This window comes from Microbacterium sp. EYE_78, assembly GCF_023149035.1.
Classification (GTDB): Bacteria; Actinomycetota; Actinomycetes; order Actinomycetales; family Microbacteriaceae; genus Microbacterium.
The window spans coordinates 1058879-1075905 of the sequence record NZ_JAHXMY010000001.1; the positions used below are offsets into that span (position 1 = coordinate 1058879).

Below are 17027 nucleotides of genomic sequence, written 5' to 3' on the forward strand. Positions count from 1 at the left end.
AACGGACATCGTGAACACTCCCTTGTAGTCGATGCGGTAGGCGGTGGAGAACTCGGGCTCTCGCTGACGCCTCGCAACGGACGATAACAGAAAGGTTCCACGCGGAACTACCGCGTGGAACTTTTTGCGGAGAGGTCGTTCAGATTGTTGAACTCGTTCCCAGGAGTCGGTCGAGGAGGTGCATCGCGCTACGCATATCGACCTGAGGGTCGATGAGCCATTGTGTTGCGAGGCCGTCGCATGCCGCGATGACCAGTGCGGCAGCGTCTTCGATCGAGATATCGGATCGGATGGTTCCCTGCTCACGCCCGACCTCGAACACGGTGACAAGTGCTCGGCGAATGTTGTCGTACCGTTCGACGAAGAACTCGCGCGAGGTCACGTTGTCCCTCTCCAACGCGCTGGCGGCCATCGTGTTGTACAAGGCCATTAGGCCCGGGATCCGCATGTTGTAGTCCGCCCCGCGCAGCACGAAGTCGACGGCTCCCTTGCCTGATTCTTCGGAGAACTCCAGCGCCCGCCGGTCGGCCTCCCGCAGCACTTCGAGGAGCAGGTGCTCGCGCGACGGAAAATAGTGGCGGAGAGCGCCGTGGGAGACGCCGATTGCCTCGCCGAGGGCACGCAAGGACGTTCCCTCCAGCCCGCGTTCGTTGAAGACGCTGAGGGCCCGGTCGAGGAGCTGGCGCCGACGCCGCTCACTTTTCGCGGCGCGCACGCCGGTCGTCTCAGCGTCCGGGGAAATCGTCGATTCAGCCATGTCAGACTCCTGCATTCCTGACGGCGGCGGGCGGCCGCGCAGTCGGACCCAGTGTAGATCGGCAGGACGGAGCAAATGTTCCGCGTGGAACTTTTGTGCTAGCGTGCCGATTCGCGAGTGCCCGCCTGGTGCACTCGACGATGGATAAGGGGATGCTGCGATGAGGCAGGACGAGCACGATCGAGCCGACAGGGATTGGTGGCGACAGGCCGTGGTCTACCAGGTCTACCCCCGTAGCTTCGCCGATGGGAACGGGGACGGCATTGGCGACTTTCTCGGAGTGCTCGAGCGCATCGACCATTTCAGCGCGCTCGGTGTCGATGCCGTGTGGTTCAGCCCCTTCTACCCCTCCGCACTGGCGGACGGGGGCTACGACGTAGACGACTATCGGGACGTCGCCCCCGAGCTAGGCACTCTCGCGGCGTTCGACGCCGTGGTCGAAGCGCTCCACGCTCGCGGCATCCGGGTTGTGATCGACATCGTGCCCAACCACAGCTCTGATCGGCATGAACGGTTTGTCGCGGCGCTGGCCGACGGCCCAGGCTCCGCAGCCCGCAAGCATTACCTATTCCGTGACGGCCGTGGCGATGGGGGACACCTGCCTCCCAACGATTGGCAGTCATTCTTCGGCGGTCCGGCCTGGACCCGCGTCGACGACGGACAGTGGTATCTGCACCTATTCACGCCGCAGCAGCCGGACTGGAACTGGCAGCACGAAGCTGTGCGCGAAGACTTCCTCGAGACCTTACGGTTTTGGGGCGATCGCGGAGTCGACGGCTTCCGTGTTGACGTTGCAATGTGCCTCGCAAAAGATCTGAGCGAGCCCTACCCGGATTGGGATACGGTGCGGGCCAACTTGCCACTACCGGGAGGTCTCGGCCAGGCGAGTGCATTCGCCGACGGCCAACACCCTTTCCTGGACCGCGATGAACTCGTCGGAATCTACGCCACCTGGCGCGAGGTCTTTGAGAGTTACGACCCGCCGCTGTTTGCCGTGGGCGAGACCTGGGTAGAGAATCATCGGCGCGTTCGCTACGCGAGTCCTGAGACGCTTGGGCAAGCGTTCAACTTCGAGTTTCTCTGGAATCCGTGGGAAGCAAAGCGGTTCGTGGATGTCATCGACGAAAACCTGCGGCTTGCCGACGAAGCCGGCTCGTCAAGCACCTGGGTGCTGTCTAACCACGACATCATCCGCCACCCCACACGCTACGCACCCAGCGCTGTTCCCCCAGCGCTGAGGATCAACGCCGCGATCCCGCTCAGCGCAGAGGCTCGCGAGCAAGGTCTGCGTCGTGCGCAGGCGGCGACCCTGCTGGCGCTCGCGCTGCCCGGCAGCACATACCTCTATCAAGGTGAAGAGCTCGGCCTACACGAAGTGGTCGACCTGCCCGTGAGTGCTCGGCAGGACCCTCAAGCACGCACCGTGGAGGGCTTCTTCGCTACCCGGGACGGGTGCCGAGTGCCACTCCCGTGGAACGGCTCCTCGCCACTCCATGGCTTCAGCACATCCGCCAGCCATCTGCCCCAGCCGGCCTGGTTCAGCGAGACGAGCGTCGAAGCACAGGAGGGGAGCCCGGACTCGACACTGTCGCTCTACAAAGCCGCGATCGCGCTCCGGCGCGAATTCACTGGTGCGGAGAGGCTGGATTGGGTCGACGCCGGAGCGAACACGGTAGCTTTCTGCAGACCGGGAGGATGGATCTCAGTGACGAACTTCGGAGACACTCCCATAGATCTGCCTCCGGGCCGCGTTCTCCTATCGAACGTGGACACTACAGGACACAGACTGCCGCCCGATGGGGGAGTCTGGCTCGCAACGCACGCCGCACGGTAGCGGCGATACTGCTAGGGCGACCTGGCGTGCTAGGGATTCAGCTCAAGGATGGAGCACTCTAAGCGTCCGTGTTTCACCGCAGCGGCACCGTTCTGCTTCGCGCAAGTGTGAAGTAGTCGGGCGCCGGGTGTCGGGTCGAGAGAGTTGTCCGAGGTGAACGCGCCGACGCCCACATCTGCTACCAGCGAGGCGGTCGATCACCGCGTGACCGAAGTCCAGTCCGACCTAGCCCTGGAAAGTCCGGACTAGCTCTGGAAGTGACAAGTGGAGGGGCTGACGGGAATCGAACCCGCGCTGTCTGCTTGGGAAGCAGAAGTTCTGCCATTGAACTACAGCCCCATGCGCCCGGAGGCACCTCGCAAGCCTAGCAAGACGAGGAGCCCTTCGCCCGGACGTGCCGCGAGCGGGGCCGTGCTCAGTCGGTCGACGGGGGCGGGGTGCCCGGCCCCCGCGGCGGCGCAGCCGGGGGGAACGGGGGCTGACCGGGGTAGGGCGGCTGAGGGCCCGGGTAGCCGGCGCCCGGGTGCGGACCGCCGGGACGCGGGGCGAAGGTCATCCCGCTCTCCTGCATCGCCCGCAGCATCCCGTTCTTCACCGCCGTCCGCTGGATGAGATAGCCCACCCAGATCATGAGGGCGATGAAGCCCACGTAGAGGACGATCATCACGATGATCAGGCCGACGCCGAGGCCCGCGAAATCTCCATAGCTGTTCATGCCCCGCACCCTATCGGGCGCGATCGACGGGCAATCGCGCACGTCGCCTCGCGGCAGAATCGACGTGGAGCCCGGCGACGACGGAGGAGGCAGGCGTGCGCGCGATGATCATGGAGCGGATCGCAGGTCCGCTGACGGTGGCCGACGTGCCCGCCCCGACCGCTCCCGCCGGTGGCGCCGTGATCGAGGTGCATGCGACGGGGCTCTGCCGCAGCGACTGGCACGCGTGGGCGGGGCACGACGACATCGCCCTGCCGCACGTGCCGGGGCACGAGCTCGCCGGCGTCGTCGTCGAGGTGGGCGTCGGCGTCGCGCGCTGGGCGGTCGGCGACCGCGTGACCGTGCCGTTCGTCTGCGGATGCGGTCGGTGCGAGTGGTGCCTCGGCGGCGACGCCCAGGTCTGCCCCGACCAGGAGCAGCCCGGCTTCACCCACTGGGGCTCGTTCGCCGAGCAGGTGGTCGTCCACGCCGCGGACCGCAACCTCGTCGGCATCCCCGAGACCGTCTCCACCGCCGCCGCGGCGTCTCTCGGATGCCGGTTCGCGACCGCATTCCGAGCGCTCACCGCCCGGGCGCGCCTGAGCGCAGACGAGTGGGTCGTGATCGTCGGCGCCGGCGGCGTCGGGCTCAGCGCCGTCATGATCGCGAAGGCGCTGGGTGCGCGCGTGGTCGCCGTCGATCGATCCGCTTCGGCACTCGACGCCGCGAGCGCTCTGGGGGCCGATCACGTGGTCCGCGCCGACGGGACCGACATCCCGAACGCCGTGCACACCCTCACCGCCGGGGGCGCGCACGTCTCGGTCGACGCGGTCGGCAGCGAGCAGACGTGCGCGGACGCCGTCCACAGCCTGCGCCGCCGGGGCCGTCACGTGCAGATCGGGCTGCTGCCCACGGCATCCGGCCTCTCATCCGTCCCCATGGCCCGCGCGATCGCGTGGGAGCTCGACGTGCTCGGAAGTCACGGCATGGCCGCCGAGGACTATCCCGGGATGCTGGAGCTCATCGTGCGTGGCACTCTCCGCCCGCAGGACCTCATCGAGCGGACCGTCTCGCTCGAGCAGGCTGCGCTGCTGCTGCCGGGTATGGACTCGGCGTCGCCGGCGGGGATGACGATGATCGACCCGCGGGTCTGAGGCGCAGTCAGCCGCGCGGCTCGAGCAGGGCGTCGAGCGCCACCCGCATCGCCGCGACGGGATCGGTGCCGTCGGCGAGCCACCGGACCTGGATGCCCTCCCACGTTCCGATGACCAGGTCGGCGAGCATCGTGGCATCCGTCGTCGTCGTCAACCGTCCCAGCGAGCGGTCGAGGTCGATGGCGGCCGCGTACTCGGGGATCACCGCCGCGTAGCGCGCGCGCAGCCACGCGTGAGCCTCGTGGTCCGCGTGGGTCGCCTCCGCCTGCACGACGGTGAACATGCGCACCAGCTCGCGCCGAGCGATGTTCCGCTCGACGATGGCGAGCACGGTCGGGACGAAGCCGTCGCGCGCGGCGCGTGCGGAGAAGTCGGTGTCGGCGGCGTCCTCCTGCGACAGCACCGCCGCCAGGAGCGAGACCTTCGTGGGGAAGTGGTGCATGACGGTGGTCAGCCCGAGGTCGAGCTGCTTCGCGATCTGCCGAAGCGAGCCGCCGCGATATCCGTGCGTGCCGAAGACCGCCGTCGCGGTCGCGATGATCTCGCCCCGCCGTGCAGCGGATTTCGCGTAGGGGCCGCGAGCGGTCGCGGTCGCATCGGTCATAGCGGCAGTGTAGATCGAGCGAAACCGTGCATGTGCACGTTTTTGAGATACGGTGATCGGATGCAGAACGAGACGAGCGCCTACCGCTGGGTCAAGGACGGCTCCCAGCAGCCCGGAACGATGCGTTACGGCGCCGACTACAACCCCGAGCAGTGGCCGCGCGAGGTCTGGGACGACGACGTCCGCCTGATGCGCGAGGCGGGCGTGAACATCGTCTCGCTCGGGATCTTCTCCTGGGGCCTGCTCGAACCGCGTCCGGGAGAGTTCGACTTCTCCTGGCTCGACGAGATCATCGACCTGCTGCACGCGAACGGCATCGACGTGGACCTGGCGACCGCGACGGCGTCGCCTCCCTCGTGGATGGCCCGCCGGCATCCCGAGATCCTGCCGCAGACCGTCGACGGCACGATCCTCTGGCCCGGTGCCCGCCAGCATTGGCGGCCGACGTCACCGGTCTTCCGTGAGTACGCGCTGCGCCTCGTCCGCGCGCTCGCCGAGCGCTACGGCGACCACCCCGCCGTCGTCGCGTGGCACATCTCGAACGAGCTCGGATGCCACAACCTCTACGACTACTCCGACGACGCCGCGAGCGCGTTCCGGGTCTGGCTCGAAGCCCGCTACGGCACGATCGAGGCGCTCAACGACGCGTGGGGCACGGCCTTCTGGTCGCAGCACTACGAGGAGTGGGACGAGATCCTGCCGCCACGATCGGCGCCCACGATCCGCAACCCCGGGCAGCAGCTCGACTTCGAGCGGTTCTCGTCGGATGCCGTCCGCGACCACCTGCGGGCCGAGGCGGCCGTGCTCGCCGAGGTGACCCCCGACATCCCGCGGACGACGAACTTCATGGTCGCGCAGAACGTCCGCGACATCGATTACCCGTCCTGGGTGGGCGACGTCGACTTCGTCTCGAACGACCACTACCTGCGACCCGGCGAGCTCGGCCGCGACGACCTCTCGTTCTGGGCGAACCTGACCGGCAACATCGCCGGGGGCCTGCCATGGTTCCTCATGGAGCACGCGACGAGCGCCGTCAACTGGCGCGAGGTGAACCCGCCCAAGCGCTCCGGCGAGCTCCTGCGCGATGCGCTCACGCACGTCGGGCACGGCGCCGACGCGGTCTGCTACTTCCAGTGGCGGCAGTCGCGCGCCGGCGGCGAGCGGTACCACTCGGGCATGGTGCCGCACGCCGGTGAGCACAGCCGCGTGTTCCGCGACGTGGTCGCGCTCGGCGGGGCGCTCCGCGACCTGTCGCCGGTCAACGGCTCCCGGCGCGAGGCCGCGCGCGTCGCGATCGTCTTCGACTACGAGTCGTGGTGGGTCAGCGGGCGCGACGCCCACCCGTCGGACTCGCCCGCCTACGACGTCGAGACCCTCGCCTGGTACCGGGCCCTCCTCGACCTCGGCGTCCGCGCCGACGTCATCCCGGTCGGTGCGGCGTTCGACGGGTACGAGGTGCTCATCGCGCCGATGCTGCACGTCGTGCCCGAGGACCTGCGGGCGCGTCTGACGTCGTACGCGGATGCCGGTGGCCACCTCGTCACGACCTCCTTCTCAGGCATCGTCGATGAGAACGATCGCGTCTGGCTCGGCGGCTACCCGGGCGCGCTCCGCGAGCTGCTCGGCGTCCTCGTCGAGGAGTTCGTGCCGCTGCTCCCGGGTGAGCGCATCGCACTCGCCTCCGGCGCCGTCGCGCATGGCTGGACCGAGCGGATCGTCCACGTCGGCGACGACGTCGAGGTGCTCGACACCTACGCCGAGGGCGACCTCGCCGGTGCGCCGGCGGTGACGCGGCGGACCCTCGCGGCCGGTGGCAGCGCGACGTACGTGTCGGCCGACATCGGTCGCGACGGCGTCCGCGCGGTGCTCGCGGGGCTCGGGCTCGAGGCGCTCGCCGGCGACCCGCGGTCGGCGGACGGCCGGCTCGACGTCATCGAGCGCGGCGACGGTGAGGCGCGCTACGTCTTCCTCTCGAACCGCACCGACGAGGAGGTCGCGGCGCCGGTGGTCGGCGACGTGCTCGTGGGTGCGGCCGCGGCATCCGGTGTCGTCGTGGCACCGCGCAGCGTGGTGGTGGTCCGCGTCGCGCGCTGATCGGAGCCCCATGCGGTGACGGATGCACGACGGCTGGTGCTGGTGTGCATCCGCGGGTCGGGCGGGGCTTCAGGAGTCCCACCGGTCGTGCATCCGTCGCGCGAGAGGGAGCCTCGGCGGGTGGGAGGCTGCCCGCGTGCTGCCTACGGCGGCCGGGAAGCGGATCGGGAGGCTGGCCGCGTACTGCCTGGCCGCGCGTGCTGCCTAGTCGGCCAGTAGGCTGGCCGCGTGCTGCCTACGGCGGCCGGGAAGCGGATCGGGAGGCTGGCCGCGTACTGCCTGGCCGCGCGTGCTGCCTGGTCGGCCAGTAGGCTGGCCGCGTGCTGCTCAGCGACCGCGACATCCGACTCGAGATCGACGGCGGCCGCATCGGCCTCGACCCGTGGGACCCGGCTATGGTCCAGCCGTCGAGCGTCGACGTGCGGCTCGACCGGTACTTCCGGCTGTTCGACAACCACAAGTACCCGTTCATCGACCCGGCTGAGGATCAGCCCGAGCTGACTCGGCTGATCGAGGTCGCGCCCGACGAGCCGTTCATCCTGCATCCAGGGGAGTTCGCGCTCGGCGCGACCTTCGAGCAGATCACGCTGCCCGACGACGTCGCCGCGCGCCTCGAGGGAAAGAGCTCGCTCGGCCGTCTCGGTCTCATCACGCACTCGACGGCCGGGTTCATCGACCCCGGCTTCTCGGGGCATGTGACGCTCGAGCTCGCGAATGTCGCGACCCTGCCGATCAAGCTGTGGCCGGGCATGAAGATCGGGCAGTTCTGCTTCTTCCGCCTGACCTCGCCGGCCGAGAACCCCTACGGCACCGGGTCGTACAAGAATCGGTACCAGGGGCAGCGGGGGCCGACGGCATCCCGCTCGTTCCAGAACTTCCACCGCACCGACGTCGGGACGACCGACGCCGGTGCGAAGGGGAACTGACCGCGCTCAGTCGCGCTGCGCCTGCTCGTAGCCGCGGGTGAAGCCGCGCTCGAAGGCCTCGGCGACGGCGGGATGCTGCGCGAAGCCGCGCCGCTCGCCGTGCCCGTGACCGCAGCCACGGCCGTGGTGGCCGTGCCGCTCGTGGTGGCCGAACCGGCCCGGCTCGCCGTGCGCGAATCCGGGGTGGGGGAACCCGCCGCCGAAGCCGTGGCCGAACGGTCCGCGGCGGTGTCCGCGGCCCTCGCGGCGAGGCATCGGCTGGGATTCGTCCCAGCCGAGCTCGCGGGCGATCGCGTCGAGCGAGCGCAGGAGCACGTCGAAGTCCTCCGCCGGGACGGCGCCGGCGACGCGGGAGTGCACGCCGGCGACGATCTCGTCGCGGCGATCGGATGCCTCGGGCCCGGCGGCCGCCATCTGCGCGCGCACTTCGCGCGTCAGCAGACGGTGGACGAGCTTCAGGCGGAAACCGAGGGGCTGGGTGTCGTTGTCATGAGGGGTGTGCATGGGTGTGTCCTTCCGAGACGTCGTGTCACCGGCGGACGTTCCGCGATGATCATTGCATGTCAATGTGCAAGTACATGCAGTGTGACATGCAACTCGGGAACATGTCAAGTGACATCCATTCGCGCGCCCGCGGTATCGTCGAGGGGTGACCGACCCGACCGGCGACCTCGACGCGCTGCTGGCCGCCTTCTCGCAGATGCGCGGCCGGGGCGGGCCGCACCGGCATCACCGTGCGGGAGGCCCGCATGCCCACGGCGGCGGACCGCCGTGGATGCGCGGCGATCGCGGGTTCGGCCCGAATGCGCGGCTGGCGGGGGCACCCGCCCGCATCCGGCTGCTCGACGCCCTCGTGCACGCGGAGCACCCGCTCTCGGTCAGCGAGCTCGCCGACGCCATCGGCGTCGACCAGCCCCGCGCGTCACGGCTCGTGCAGCAGGCCGTCGAGCTCGGTCTCACCGCCCGCGAGGCGGACCCCGACGACGCACGCCGCACCCGCATCGCCCTCACGCCCGAGGGTCGACGCCGCGCCGGTGATGTCCGTGGCGAGCGCCGCGAGCGGCTCGCGGCCGCACTCGCCGACTTCAGCGACGATGAGCGCGCCGAGCTCGTCCGGCTGCTCGGCAAGCTCGCGGCATCCTGGCCCCGGGACTGACGCGCTACCCACCTGCAGCCTGCGACGCAACAGGGTGAGGAGATCGCGGGTCGGAACTAGCCTGGCGGCATGTCCGACAGCGCCCCACCGTCAGAGACCTCCACGATCCCGAGCGGTCCGAAGACCACGGCGAGCATCTGGGTCATCGCTCCCGCGGCCATCGTGGCCGTCGTCTTCAGCGCCTTCGCCATCGCCCTGCCCACCCAGGCGGAGGCGTTCTTCGGCGCCATCCAGGGTGCGATCATCGACACCTTCAGCTGGTACTACGTGCTCATCACGGCGTTCTTCGTCGCGTTCTGCCTCTTCCTCGGGTTCAGCCGCTTCGGTGACATCCGTCTCGGCAAGGACGACGACAAGCCGGAGTTCTCGACGGGGTCGTGGTTCTCCCTCCTGTTCGCGGCCGGGATGGGCATCGGCCTCGTCTTCTACGGCGTCAGCGAGCCGCTCAGCCACTTCGTCGAACCCAAGCCCGGCGTCGAGGGCACCCCGGCGCAGCTCGCACAGTCCTCGCTGACGCAGACCTACCTCCACTGGGGCGTGCAGGCGTGGGCCGTGTACGTCGTGGTCGGGATCGCCCTCGCGTACGCGATCCACCGGCGAGGACGGCCGCTGTCGATCCGCTGGGCACTCGAGCCGATCCTCGGTCGCCGTGTCCGCGGCGGCTGGGGCAACGCGATCGACGCGATCGCGCTCGTCGGCACCCTGTTCGGCGTCGCGACCAGTCTCGGCCTGGGGGTGCTGCAGATCAGCTCGGGGCTCGACAGCGCGGGCATCATCTCCGATCCGAGCCTGCTCGTGCAGGTGATCATCATCGCCGTCATCACGACCGCCGTCCTCTTCTCGGTCCTGTCCGGGGTCACCAAAGGCATGAAGTGGCTGTCGTCGCTCAACCTGATCCTCGCGGGTCTCCTGCTGCTGTTCGTCCTCTTCACGAACGACACGTTCTACCTCCTGCGCGAATGGGTGCAGTCCATCGGGTCGTACCTGCAGGACTTCATCGGGCTGAGCTTCAGCGTCAGCGCGTTCCAGGGCGCCGAGGGCCAGGCCTGGCAGGCGACGTGGACCTCGTTCTACTGGGGCTGGTGGATCTCGTGGGCGCCCTTCGTCGGCATCTTCATCGCGCGGGTCAGCCGCGGGCGCACCGTCCGTGAGTTCGTCATGGGCGTGCTCATCGTCCCGACGCTCGTCGGGGTCCTCTGGTTCGCCGTCCTCGGCGGCTCGGCCGTCAAGCTCGAACTCGACCAGCCGGGCACCATGACGCAGGCGGACGGCACCGTCAACGTCGAGGGAGCGCTGTTCCAGCTGTTCGAGTACCTCCCGGCATCCCTGCTGCTGACGATCGGCGCACTGATCCTCATCGCCCTGTTCTTCGTCACCTCGGCCGACTCGGGTGCCCTCGTGATGGGGATGATCGCCACCGGCGGCGACCCGGAGCCGAGCAAGCCCGTGCGGACGCTGTTCACCCTCATCACGGCCCTCCTCGCCATCGCGCTGCTCATCGCCGGCGGGCTCACCGCGCTGCAGACGGCGGCGATCATCATCGCCCTGCCCTTCAGCATCGTGATGCTGCTCATCTGCTGGGCCACGGTCGTGGCATTCCAACGCGAGAGACGCATCTACGAGAAGGCGGAGCGCGCACAGCTGCTCGCGCACATCGGCGACCACTACGGGCTCGAGGTCGAATCGGAGAACGAGCGCGGCATCCGTCTGCCGTGGACGCGGCGACGCGACGGCTGACGGGAATTCCCCGCGGCTGCGAGCGTTTCACCCACGCATGACACGTGTGGGAATCATCGGAGCAGGACACATCGGATCGGCCGTCGCCCGCGGGCTCGTCGCCCAGGGGCACGAGGTCGCGATCAGCAACTCGCGCGGACCCGAGACGCTCGGGGCCCTCGTGGCCGAGCTCGGCGACCGTGCGCACGCCGCGACGGCGGCGGATGCGGCCGCGTTCGGCGAGTGGGCGGTCGTCACCGTGCCGCTGAAGGCGATCGACGACCTGCCCGTGGAGCAGCTCGCCGGCAAGATCGTCGTCGACACGAACAACTACTACTGGGAGCGCGACGGGCACATCGCCGAGCTCGACGAGAAGCGGACCACGACCTCCCGGATGCTGCAGGACCGCCTGCCGCAGTCGACCGTCGTGAAGGGGTTCAACCACATCCCCTCCGGCGACATCACCACCGACGGCGCCCCCGCCGGCACGCCGAACCGCCGCGCGCTGGCGACCTCGAGCGACTCCGACGAGGCCATCGCGCTGATCACGAAGGTCTACGACGACTTCGGCTTCGACACCGTCAACATCGGCCCGCTCGACGAGAGCTGGCGGGTCGAGCGCGACACTCCGGCCTACGTCGTCCGCCAGAACGCGGACGAGCTGCGCGCGAACCTCGTCCGCGCCGAGCGCTGACGCCCGGCATGGTGCTCAGCTGCCGCGGTCAGCGCAGGTGCGCGGGCCGCGGCAGCCTCACGAAGAGCATGAGGATCAGTCCCAGCGCGAGCACGATCGCGATGCCGAGGATGCCCCAGTAGGTCGCCCCGAAGGCCGTGATGAACAGGGTCCACATGGCCGGCGCGAGGAAGCTGACCACACGGCCGGTCGTCGCGTAGAGCCCGAACACCTCGCCCTGCATGTGCTCGGGTGTGACCCTTGCGAGCAGGGACCGGGTCGACGCCTGCGCGGGTCCCACGAACGCGCAGAGGATGAGGCCGAAGATCCAGAAGGGCAGCTTGCCGGCGTCGTTCAGGAAGAAGACGGCGAGGGCGACGACGACGAGCCCGGTGAGCGAGGTCAGGATGATCGCGCGAGCGCCGAAGCGGTCGTCGAGCCGCCCGGCGATGACGGTCGAGATGCCTGCGACGAGGTTGGCCGCGATGCCGAAGAGGATGACCTCGTTCGGTGAGAAGCCGAAGGCGACCGCGGCGAGCACGCCGCCGAACGCGAAGACGCCCCCGAGCCCGTCGCGGTAGACGGCGCTCGCCAGCAGGAACCAGGCCGTGGGCCGGTGGGACCGGAACAGGTCGCGGATCGACCGGAAGAACTCGCGGAACCACGCCATGAAGCCGAGGGGTCGGGCACCCGCCGGCGCCGGCGGCTCGGGGACGTTCCGGAACAGCGGGATCGCGAAGACCACCGTCCACACCGCGCAGCCGACGGCGATGAGGCGGTAGGCGAGTCCGTTCGAGGTGTCGAGGCCGAACCACTCGACCGCGTTCAGGACGACGACGGCGACGAGGGCGAGGATGCCGCCGATGTACCCGAGGCCCCAGCCCAGGCCCGACACCTTGCCCACGGTCCGCGGCGTCGAGACGCTGACCAGCAGGGCGTTGTAGTTGACGCCCGCGATCTCGGACGCGACCGCGCCGAGCGAGACGAGGATCGCACCGACCCAGAAGTAGGACGGGTCGGCGAACACGAAGAACAACCCGAACTGCAGCAGGGCCAGCAGGGCCGTCGCGATGAGCAGCCAGCGCTTCTTGCGCCCGGTGCGGTCGGCGACCTGTCCGAGGATCGGCGCCAGCAGCAGGATCGCGAGGCCGGCGAGGGTCGAGACGAGACCGTACCCGCTGGACAGGTCTGCGAGTGCGGACTGCTTGATCGGATCGTCGTCGGCAAGGGCGGCGATGTCGGCCGGCAGGAACGTGTCGGACACGAGGTACAGCGACACGAAGACGAAGGTCAGGATGACGGAGTTGAAGGGCTGCGTCGCCCAGTCCCACATCGCCCACGAGACGACGTTCCTGCGGGCGACCGGTCGCTCCTCGAGGTCTTGGAACATCACGGGGAGGGCACCGCTGTCGGCGGTGGCGGGCACGTCGGGCGTGCCCCCGGTGGTACGCGTCATGAGCCGCACCCTACCCCGCGGGAGGGTCGACGCGGTGACGTCAGGGTGGGCGCAACATCCATCGGTGCCGCTCAGCCGGCCGCCGCTTGGAGATGCACGGGTGCCGGCACGCCCAGCGGTGCCAGCCGGTAGCCGAATCCGCGGACGGTCTCGATGCACTGCGGCGCCCGAGGATGCGCGGCGAGCTTGCGGCGCAGGTTCATGATGTGAACCTCCACCGCATGACGGTCGTGAGCCGTGATGTGCTGACCGCCCTGCCCCTGGCTCTCGCGCAGCATGAGCGCGAGAGACGCCTTGCTGAAGACCTGCTCTTTCGCGCGGAGGAACGTGTGCAGGAGGTCGAATTCGGATCGGGTCAGTTCGCACTCCGCGCCTGCGATCTCCACTCGCCGCGAGCCGGGGATCAGCCGTAGGGCTCCGTGCTCGAACGCGCCGCGGTCGACGGCCGCAGCCGACGTGGGGAGAAGCGTGCGAGCTCGGCGCATCAGCGCGTCGATGCGCGCGCGGAGCGCGTAGGGTCCGTACGGCTTGACGACGTAGTCGTCGGCACCGGACCGGAAGGCCTCGACCGCGGCCGATTCCGAGTCGTCATCGGCGAGCACGAGGACGAAGCCGTCGGAGAACTCTCGCAGTCGGCGAACGGTCTCGAACCCGTCGATCCCCGGCAGATCGGTACCGGTGATGACGAGGTCGGGGCGGTGTCGCTCGGCGATGGTCAGCGCGCCGAATCCGTCGGATGCCTCATGGACGGTGAACCCCTGCTGTCGGAGCGAGGTCACGAGACCGGCCCGAACGGCAGGCTCGCGATCGATCACGAGCGCGGTGCGCGCGTACGGATCGGACAGGGGGTGGGCGGCAATGGGGCGCATGGGAGTGTCCTCTGGGGGGGGCGGACGTCGATCGCCGGGTCCTTCCGGCGATGCACTCTGAACATGAGGAGATTCTCATATTTCTCAGATGACTCATAACTTCCACCAGACCCATCAACCACGAATTGCTCAGTTTTCCCTCAGGAGGAGCAGTTCTGGCTCAGCATCCGTCCTCGACAGCCGGGCGCCGACCTCCCGCGACGTAGCGTTGTCCCGTCGCCCGGAGGTGAATCGTGAGAGGCATCGCGCAGACGCTCGTCCTGACCGGAGCCGTGAGGGCATCCGAGCTCGGTGGTCTGATGTCGACGCACGGCGAGACCGACGAGTTCATGCGCCAGCTCGTGGAGCGCGGCCTCGTCACCGCGCGCGAGCTCGGAGAGGCGGTCGCCCGCCACACGGGGCACCGGTTCATGGACGTCGGCGCGGCGCAGCTCGATCCCGCCGTGGTCGGGCTGATTCCCGGGACCCTGAGCCGCAAGTATCGGGTGCTCCCCATCGAGCGCGAGGGCGACCGCGTCGTGCTCGCGATGGTCAACCCCACGGACATCATCGCTCTCGACGATGTGGCCACGCTCACCGATCTTCGCGTGGAGCCCGTGGTCGTCGCCGAGGACGCCCTGCAGTCTGCCTTCCAGCGATACGTCCGCTCCGACGAGGAGCTGTCGGACCTGTCCGCGACCCTCGAGGAGACCGCCGCGACGCACGCCGCCGCGACGGAGGACATCGAGGACCAGGACAGCGACGCACCGATCGTCCGCTTCGTCAACCTCCTGATCACGCAAGCCGTCGACGACCGCGCCAGCGACATCCACGTCGAGCCCGGCGAAGCGCACCTCACCGTCCGGTACCGGATCGACGGGGTTCTCCACGAGATGCAGCGGGCGGATCGGAACATCCAGGACGGCGTGATCTCGCGCCTGAAGATCATGGCCGCCATCGACATCGCCGAGCGGCGCCGCCCCCAGGACGGTCGCCTCTCCGTCACCCACGGCGGGCGCAAGATCGATCTCCGCGTCGCCACCCTGCCGACGGTCTGGGGCGAGAAGATCGTCATGCGCATCCTCGACAACACCGGGGTCAGCCTGTCGCTCGCCGACCTGCGGATGGGTCGGGCGAACCTCACCAGGTTTCGCAGCGCGATCACCCGGCCCCACGGCATGGTGCTGGTGACCGGCCCCACCGGGTCCGGCAAGTCGACGACGCTCTACACCGCGCTCCGCGAGGTCTCGAACCCCGCCGTGAACGTGATCACCGTGGAGGACCCGGTCGAGTACCGCATCCCCGGCATCAATCAAGTGCAGGTCAATGCGAAAGCGGGCCTCACCTTCCAGGCGGCGCTGCGCAGCATCCTCAGATCCGACCCCGACATCGTGCTGGTCGGCGAGATCCGCGACACCGAGACCGCCATCATCTCGATCGAGGCGGCGCTCACCGGCCACCTGGTCCTCTCGACGCTGCACACCAACGATGCCCCGGGCGCGGTCGCCCGGCTCACCGAGATCGGTGCGGAGCCGTACCTCGTCGCGACGGCGCTGTCCGCCGTGGTCGCGCAGCGGCTCGCCCGGCGCCTGTGCGCGTCGTGCCGCCAGCCGTACCGCGAGGACACGACCGTCCTCGCCCGTCTGGGCGTGCCGCACGATCCTGCCGACCCCCCGGTGCTCCACCGCGCCGCCGGATGTCCGGCCTGCTCGGGCACGGGGTACCGGGGGCGCGTCGGTGTGCACGAGGTCATGGCGATGACCGACGAGATGGAGTCCCTCGTCGTCACGCAGGCCGCGGGATCCGACATGCGCGATCTCGCACTGGCGCAGGGCATGACGACGCTCCGGGAGGACGGGTGGGCGAAGGTGCTCGAAGGATTGACGACGATCGAGGAGGTGCTGCGTGTCACGGTCTGAGCTGAGGATGCGGGCCGGAATGCAGGCGACCGGAGTGGATGCCGCGGGCGCAAGCCTGCTCGACGATATCCTGCGCTCGACGGCGGCGGCAGGCGCATCCGACACCCACTTCTCGGCCGATGCGCCGGCGCTGCAGCGACTCGACGGCGACCTGGCGGCGGTCGCGGGCTATCCCGACGCCATCCCGGCGGCTGTGCTCCTGGACGAGCTGCTCGCCACGATGGGTCCATCGCACCGCGAGGACTACCGGGCCACCGGCGAGGTCGACCTGTCGTACACCGTCCCGGGTGTCGGGCGCTTCCGCGTGAACGTCTTCCGGCAGCTCGGACAGGTGGCGGCGGCCTTCCGCCTCATCGCGTCGCGGGCGTTCAGCCTCGATGAGCTCGGCGCCCCGGCCGTTGCGCGCGACCTCGCACTCCGGCCACGGGGCCTCGTCCTCGTGACCGGTCCGACCGGGTCGGGCAAGTCCACGACGCTCACGGCCATGATCGACGTCATCAACTCGACCAAACCCGATCACATCGTGACCGTTGAGGATCCCATCGAATTCGTGCACACCAGTCGCCGGTCGCTGGTCCATCAGCGAGAGGTCGGCTCCGACACCCGGTCCTTCGCCGAGGCGCTGCGGCGCGTCCTGCGACAGGACCCCGACGTGATCCTCATCGGCGAGCTCCGCGACCCCGAATCGATCTCGACGGCGCTGACGGCCGCCGAGACGGGCCACCTCGTGCTCTCGACGCTCCACACGCAGGGCGCGGCGAAGAGCATCAACCGCATCGTCGACGCCTTCCCGGCCCATCAGCAGAATCAGGTGCGCAGCCAGCTCGGAGACACGCTCCAGGGCGTCATCAGCCAGACCCTGCTTCCCAAGGCCCAGGGCGGAGGGCGGGTGATCGCCACCGAAGTGCTCGTCTCGACACCCGCCGTCGCCAACCTCATCCGCGAGAACCAGATCTCGCAGCTGTACAACGCCATGCAGGCCGGCGAGGGGCACGGGATGCACACGCTCGACCAGTCGCTGAAACGACTCGTCGAAGAGGGGGAGGTCGCGGCATCCGTTGCACGCCACTACCTCACCGACGCGCACGCGCTCGACGACGTGCGCGTCCGGCCCCGCGACTACGACGCCGAAGCGTGGCTCGCCGCCGCCTCCCCGGGCGCGGCGCGCCCGGCAGAGGACGACTGGGGGATGTGAC

At 69.3% G+C, this 17027-nt stretch carries 15 protein-coding genes and 1 tRNA gene; 9 read left to right on the forward strand and 7 right to left on the reverse strand.

From position 1 onward, the window contains the following. Nucleotides 1–139 precede the first annotated feature (139 nt). A complete protein-coding gene (locus KZX17_RS05090; RefSeq protein WP_248170326.1) occupies nucleotides 140–757 on the reverse strand; it encodes a TetR/AcrR family transcriptional regulator in 618 nt (205 codons plus the stop codon). A gap of 160 nt (nucleotides 758–917) precedes the next feature. On the opposite strand from KZX17_RS05090, the gene KZX17_RS05095 reads away from it, so the two are divergent. Further along, entirely contained in the window at nucleotides 918–2591 is a 1674-nt protein-coding gene (locus KZX17_RS05095; protein WP_248170324.1) for an alpha-amylase family glycosyl hydrolase, read from the forward strand. 265 nt (nucleotides 2592–2856) lie between these two features. On the opposite strand, the gene KZX17_RS05100 is transcribed toward KZX17_RS05095, so the two are convergent. Together KZX17_RS05100 and KZX17_RS15015 are read right to left on the reverse strand one after the other, a co-directional pair. Beyond that, nucleotides 2857–2930, reverse strand: a tRNA-Gly gene (locus KZX17_RS05100). 76 nt (nucleotides 2931–3006) lie between these two features. Further along, the gene (locus KZX17_RS15015; protein ID WP_282443358.1) at nucleotides 3007–3306 is read right to left on the reverse strand and encodes a hypothetical protein; all 300 of its coding nucleotides are present in this window, start codon (nucleotides 3304–3306) and stop codon (nucleotides 3007–3009) included. Nucleotides 3307–3410: 104 nt separating this feature from the next. Between KZX17_RS15015 and KZX17_RS05110 the strand changes: the two genes are divergently transcribed. Then, nucleotides 3411–4439, forward strand: a complete 1029-nt coding sequence (locus KZX17_RS05110) for a zinc-binding dehydrogenase (RefSeq protein WP_282443454.1) — start codon at nucleotides 3411–3413, stop codon at nucleotides 4437–4439. A gap of 7 nt (nucleotides 4440–4446) precedes the next feature. Here KZX17_RS05110 and KZX17_RS05115 read toward each other — a convergent pair whose 3' ends face one another. Beyond that, nucleotides 4447–5043: a TetR/AcrR family transcriptional regulator gene (locus KZX17_RS05115; RefSeq protein ID WP_248170320.1), complete on the reverse strand. Its 597-nt coding sequence runs from the start codon at nucleotides 5041–5043 to the stop codon at nucleotides 4447–4449. A gap of 60 nt (nucleotides 5044–5103) precedes the next feature. Between KZX17_RS05115 and KZX17_RS05120 the strand changes: the two genes are divergently transcribed. Further along, the gene (locus KZX17_RS05120) at nucleotides 5104–7137 is read left to right on the forward strand and encodes a beta-galactosidase (RefSeq protein WP_248170318.1); all 2034 of its coding nucleotides are present in this window, start codon (nucleotides 5104–5106) and stop codon (nucleotides 7135–7137) included. 320 nt (nucleotides 7138–7457) lie between these two features. Further along, entirely contained in the window at nucleotides 7458–8063 is a 606-nt protein-coding gene (gene dcd, locus KZX17_RS05125; RefSeq protein WP_064002633.1) for a dCTP deaminase, read from the forward strand. Nucleotides 8064–8069: 6 nt separating this feature from the next. Here the strand turns inward: dcd and KZX17_RS05130 are convergent, their stop codons facing one another. Beyond that, on the reverse strand, nucleotides 8070–8567 hold the full coding sequence (locus tag KZX17_RS05130) for a hypothetical protein (protein ID WP_248170316.1): 498 nt from the start codon (nucleotides 8565–8567) through the stop codon (nucleotides 8070–8072). A gap of 145 nt (nucleotides 8568–8712) precedes the next feature. Between KZX17_RS05130 and KZX17_RS05135 the strand changes: the two genes are divergently transcribed. From KZX17_RS05135 to KZX17_RS05145, 3 genes are all read left to right on the forward strand, one after another. Further along, complete coding sequence (locus tag KZX17_RS05135) at nucleotides 8713–9219, forward strand: MarR family transcriptional regulator (RefSeq protein ID WP_248170314.1); 507 nt, start codon at nucleotides 8713–8715, stop codon at nucleotides 9217–9219. 69 nt (nucleotides 9220–9288) lie between these two features. After that, a complete protein-coding gene (locus KZX17_RS05140; RefSeq protein ID WP_248170312.1) occupies nucleotides 9289–10956 on the forward strand; it encodes a BCCT family transporter in 1668 nt (555 codons plus the stop codon). A 37-nt stretch (nucleotides 10957–10993) separates the two neighbouring features. After that, complete coding sequence (locus tag KZX17_RS05145) at nucleotides 10994–11629, forward strand: NADPH-dependent F420 reductase (RefSeq protein WP_248170310.1); 636 nt, start codon at nucleotides 10994–10996, stop codon at nucleotides 11627–11629. A 28-nt stretch (nucleotides 11630–11657) separates the two neighbouring features. On the opposite strand, the gene KZX17_RS05150 is transcribed toward KZX17_RS05145, so the two are convergent. Together KZX17_RS05150 and KZX17_RS05155 are read right to left on the reverse strand one after the other, a co-directional pair. Next, entirely contained in the window at nucleotides 11658–13064 is a 1407-nt protein-coding gene (locus tag KZX17_RS05150) for an MFS transporter (protein ID WP_248170308.1), read from the reverse strand. Between the two features lie 71 nt (nucleotides 13065–13135). Beyond that, entirely contained in the window at nucleotides 13136–13933 is a 798-nt protein-coding gene (locus KZX17_RS05155; RefSeq protein WP_248170306.1) for a response regulator transcription factor, read from the reverse strand. Between the two features lie 233 nt (nucleotides 13934–14166). Here KZX17_RS05155 and KZX17_RS05160 point away from each other — a divergent pair, with 233 nt between their 5' ends. Together KZX17_RS05160 and KZX17_RS05165 are read left to right on the forward strand one after the other, a co-directional pair. After that, nucleotides 14167–15831 carry a GspE/PulE family protein gene (locus KZX17_RS05160; protein WP_248170304.1) on the forward strand — a complete coding sequence of 555 codons (1665 nt, stop codon included), beginning with the start codon at nucleotides 14167–14169 and terminating at the stop codon, nucleotides 15829–15831. Next, nucleotides 15818–17026 carry a type IV pilus twitching motility protein PilT gene (locus KZX17_RS05165; protein WP_308194494.1) on the forward strand — a complete coding sequence of 403 codons (1209 nt, stop codon included), beginning with the start codon at nucleotides 15818–15820 and terminating at the stop codon, nucleotides 17024–17026. Before KZX17_RS05160 ends, KZX17_RS05165 begins: the two co-directional genes overlap by 14 nt. Nucleotide 17027: the final 1 nt, after the last annotated feature.

What these genes read in the sequence shown, in the direction of transcription:
- KZX17_RS05090 (WP_248170326.1), bottom strand. Translation starts at nt 757, where the DNA reads ATGGCTGAATCGACGATTTCCCCGGACGCTGAGACGACCGGCGTGCGC.
- KZX17_RS05095 (WP_248170324.1), top strand. Translation starts at nt 918, where the DNA reads ATGAGGCAGGACGAGCACGATCGAGCCGACAGGGATTGGTGGCGACAG.
- KZX17_RS15015 (WP_282443358.1), bottom strand. Translation starts at nt 3,306, where the DNA reads ATGAACAGCTATGGAGATTTCGCGGGCCTCGGCGTCGGCCTGATCATC.
- KZX17_RS05110 (WP_282443454.1), top strand. Translation starts at nt 3,411, where the DNA reads ATGATCATGGAGCGGATCGCAGGTCCGCTGACGGTGGCCGACGTGCCC.
- KZX17_RS05115 (WP_248170320.1), bottom strand. Translation starts at nt 5,043, where the DNA reads ATGACCGATGCGACCGCGACCGCTCGCGGCCCCTACGCGAAATCCGCT.
- KZX17_RS05120 (WP_248170318.1), top strand. Translation starts at nt 5,104, where the DNA reads ATGCAGAACGAGACGAGCGCCTACCGCTGGGTCAAGGACGGCTCCCAG.
- KZX17_RS05130 (WP_248170316.1), bottom strand. Translation starts at nt 8,567, where the DNA reads ATGCACACCCCTCATGACAACGACACCCAGCCCCTCGGTTTCCGCCTG.
- KZX17_RS05140 (WP_248170312.1), top strand. Translation starts at nt 9,289, where the DNA reads ATGTCCGACAGCGCCCCACCGTCAGAGACCTCCACGATCCCGAGCGGT.
- KZX17_RS05145 (WP_248170310.1), top strand. Translation starts at nt 10,994, where the DNA reads ATGACACGTGTGGGAATCATCGGAGCAGGACACATCGGATCGGCCGTC.
- KZX17_RS05150 (WP_248170308.1), bottom strand. Translation starts at nt 13,064, where the DNA reads ATGACGCGTACCACCGGGGGCACGCCCGACGTGCCCGCCACCGCCGAC.
- KZX17_RS05155 (WP_248170306.1), bottom strand. Translation starts at nt 13,933, where the DNA reads ATGCGCCCCATTGCCGCCCACCCCCTGTCCGATCCGTACGCGCGCACC.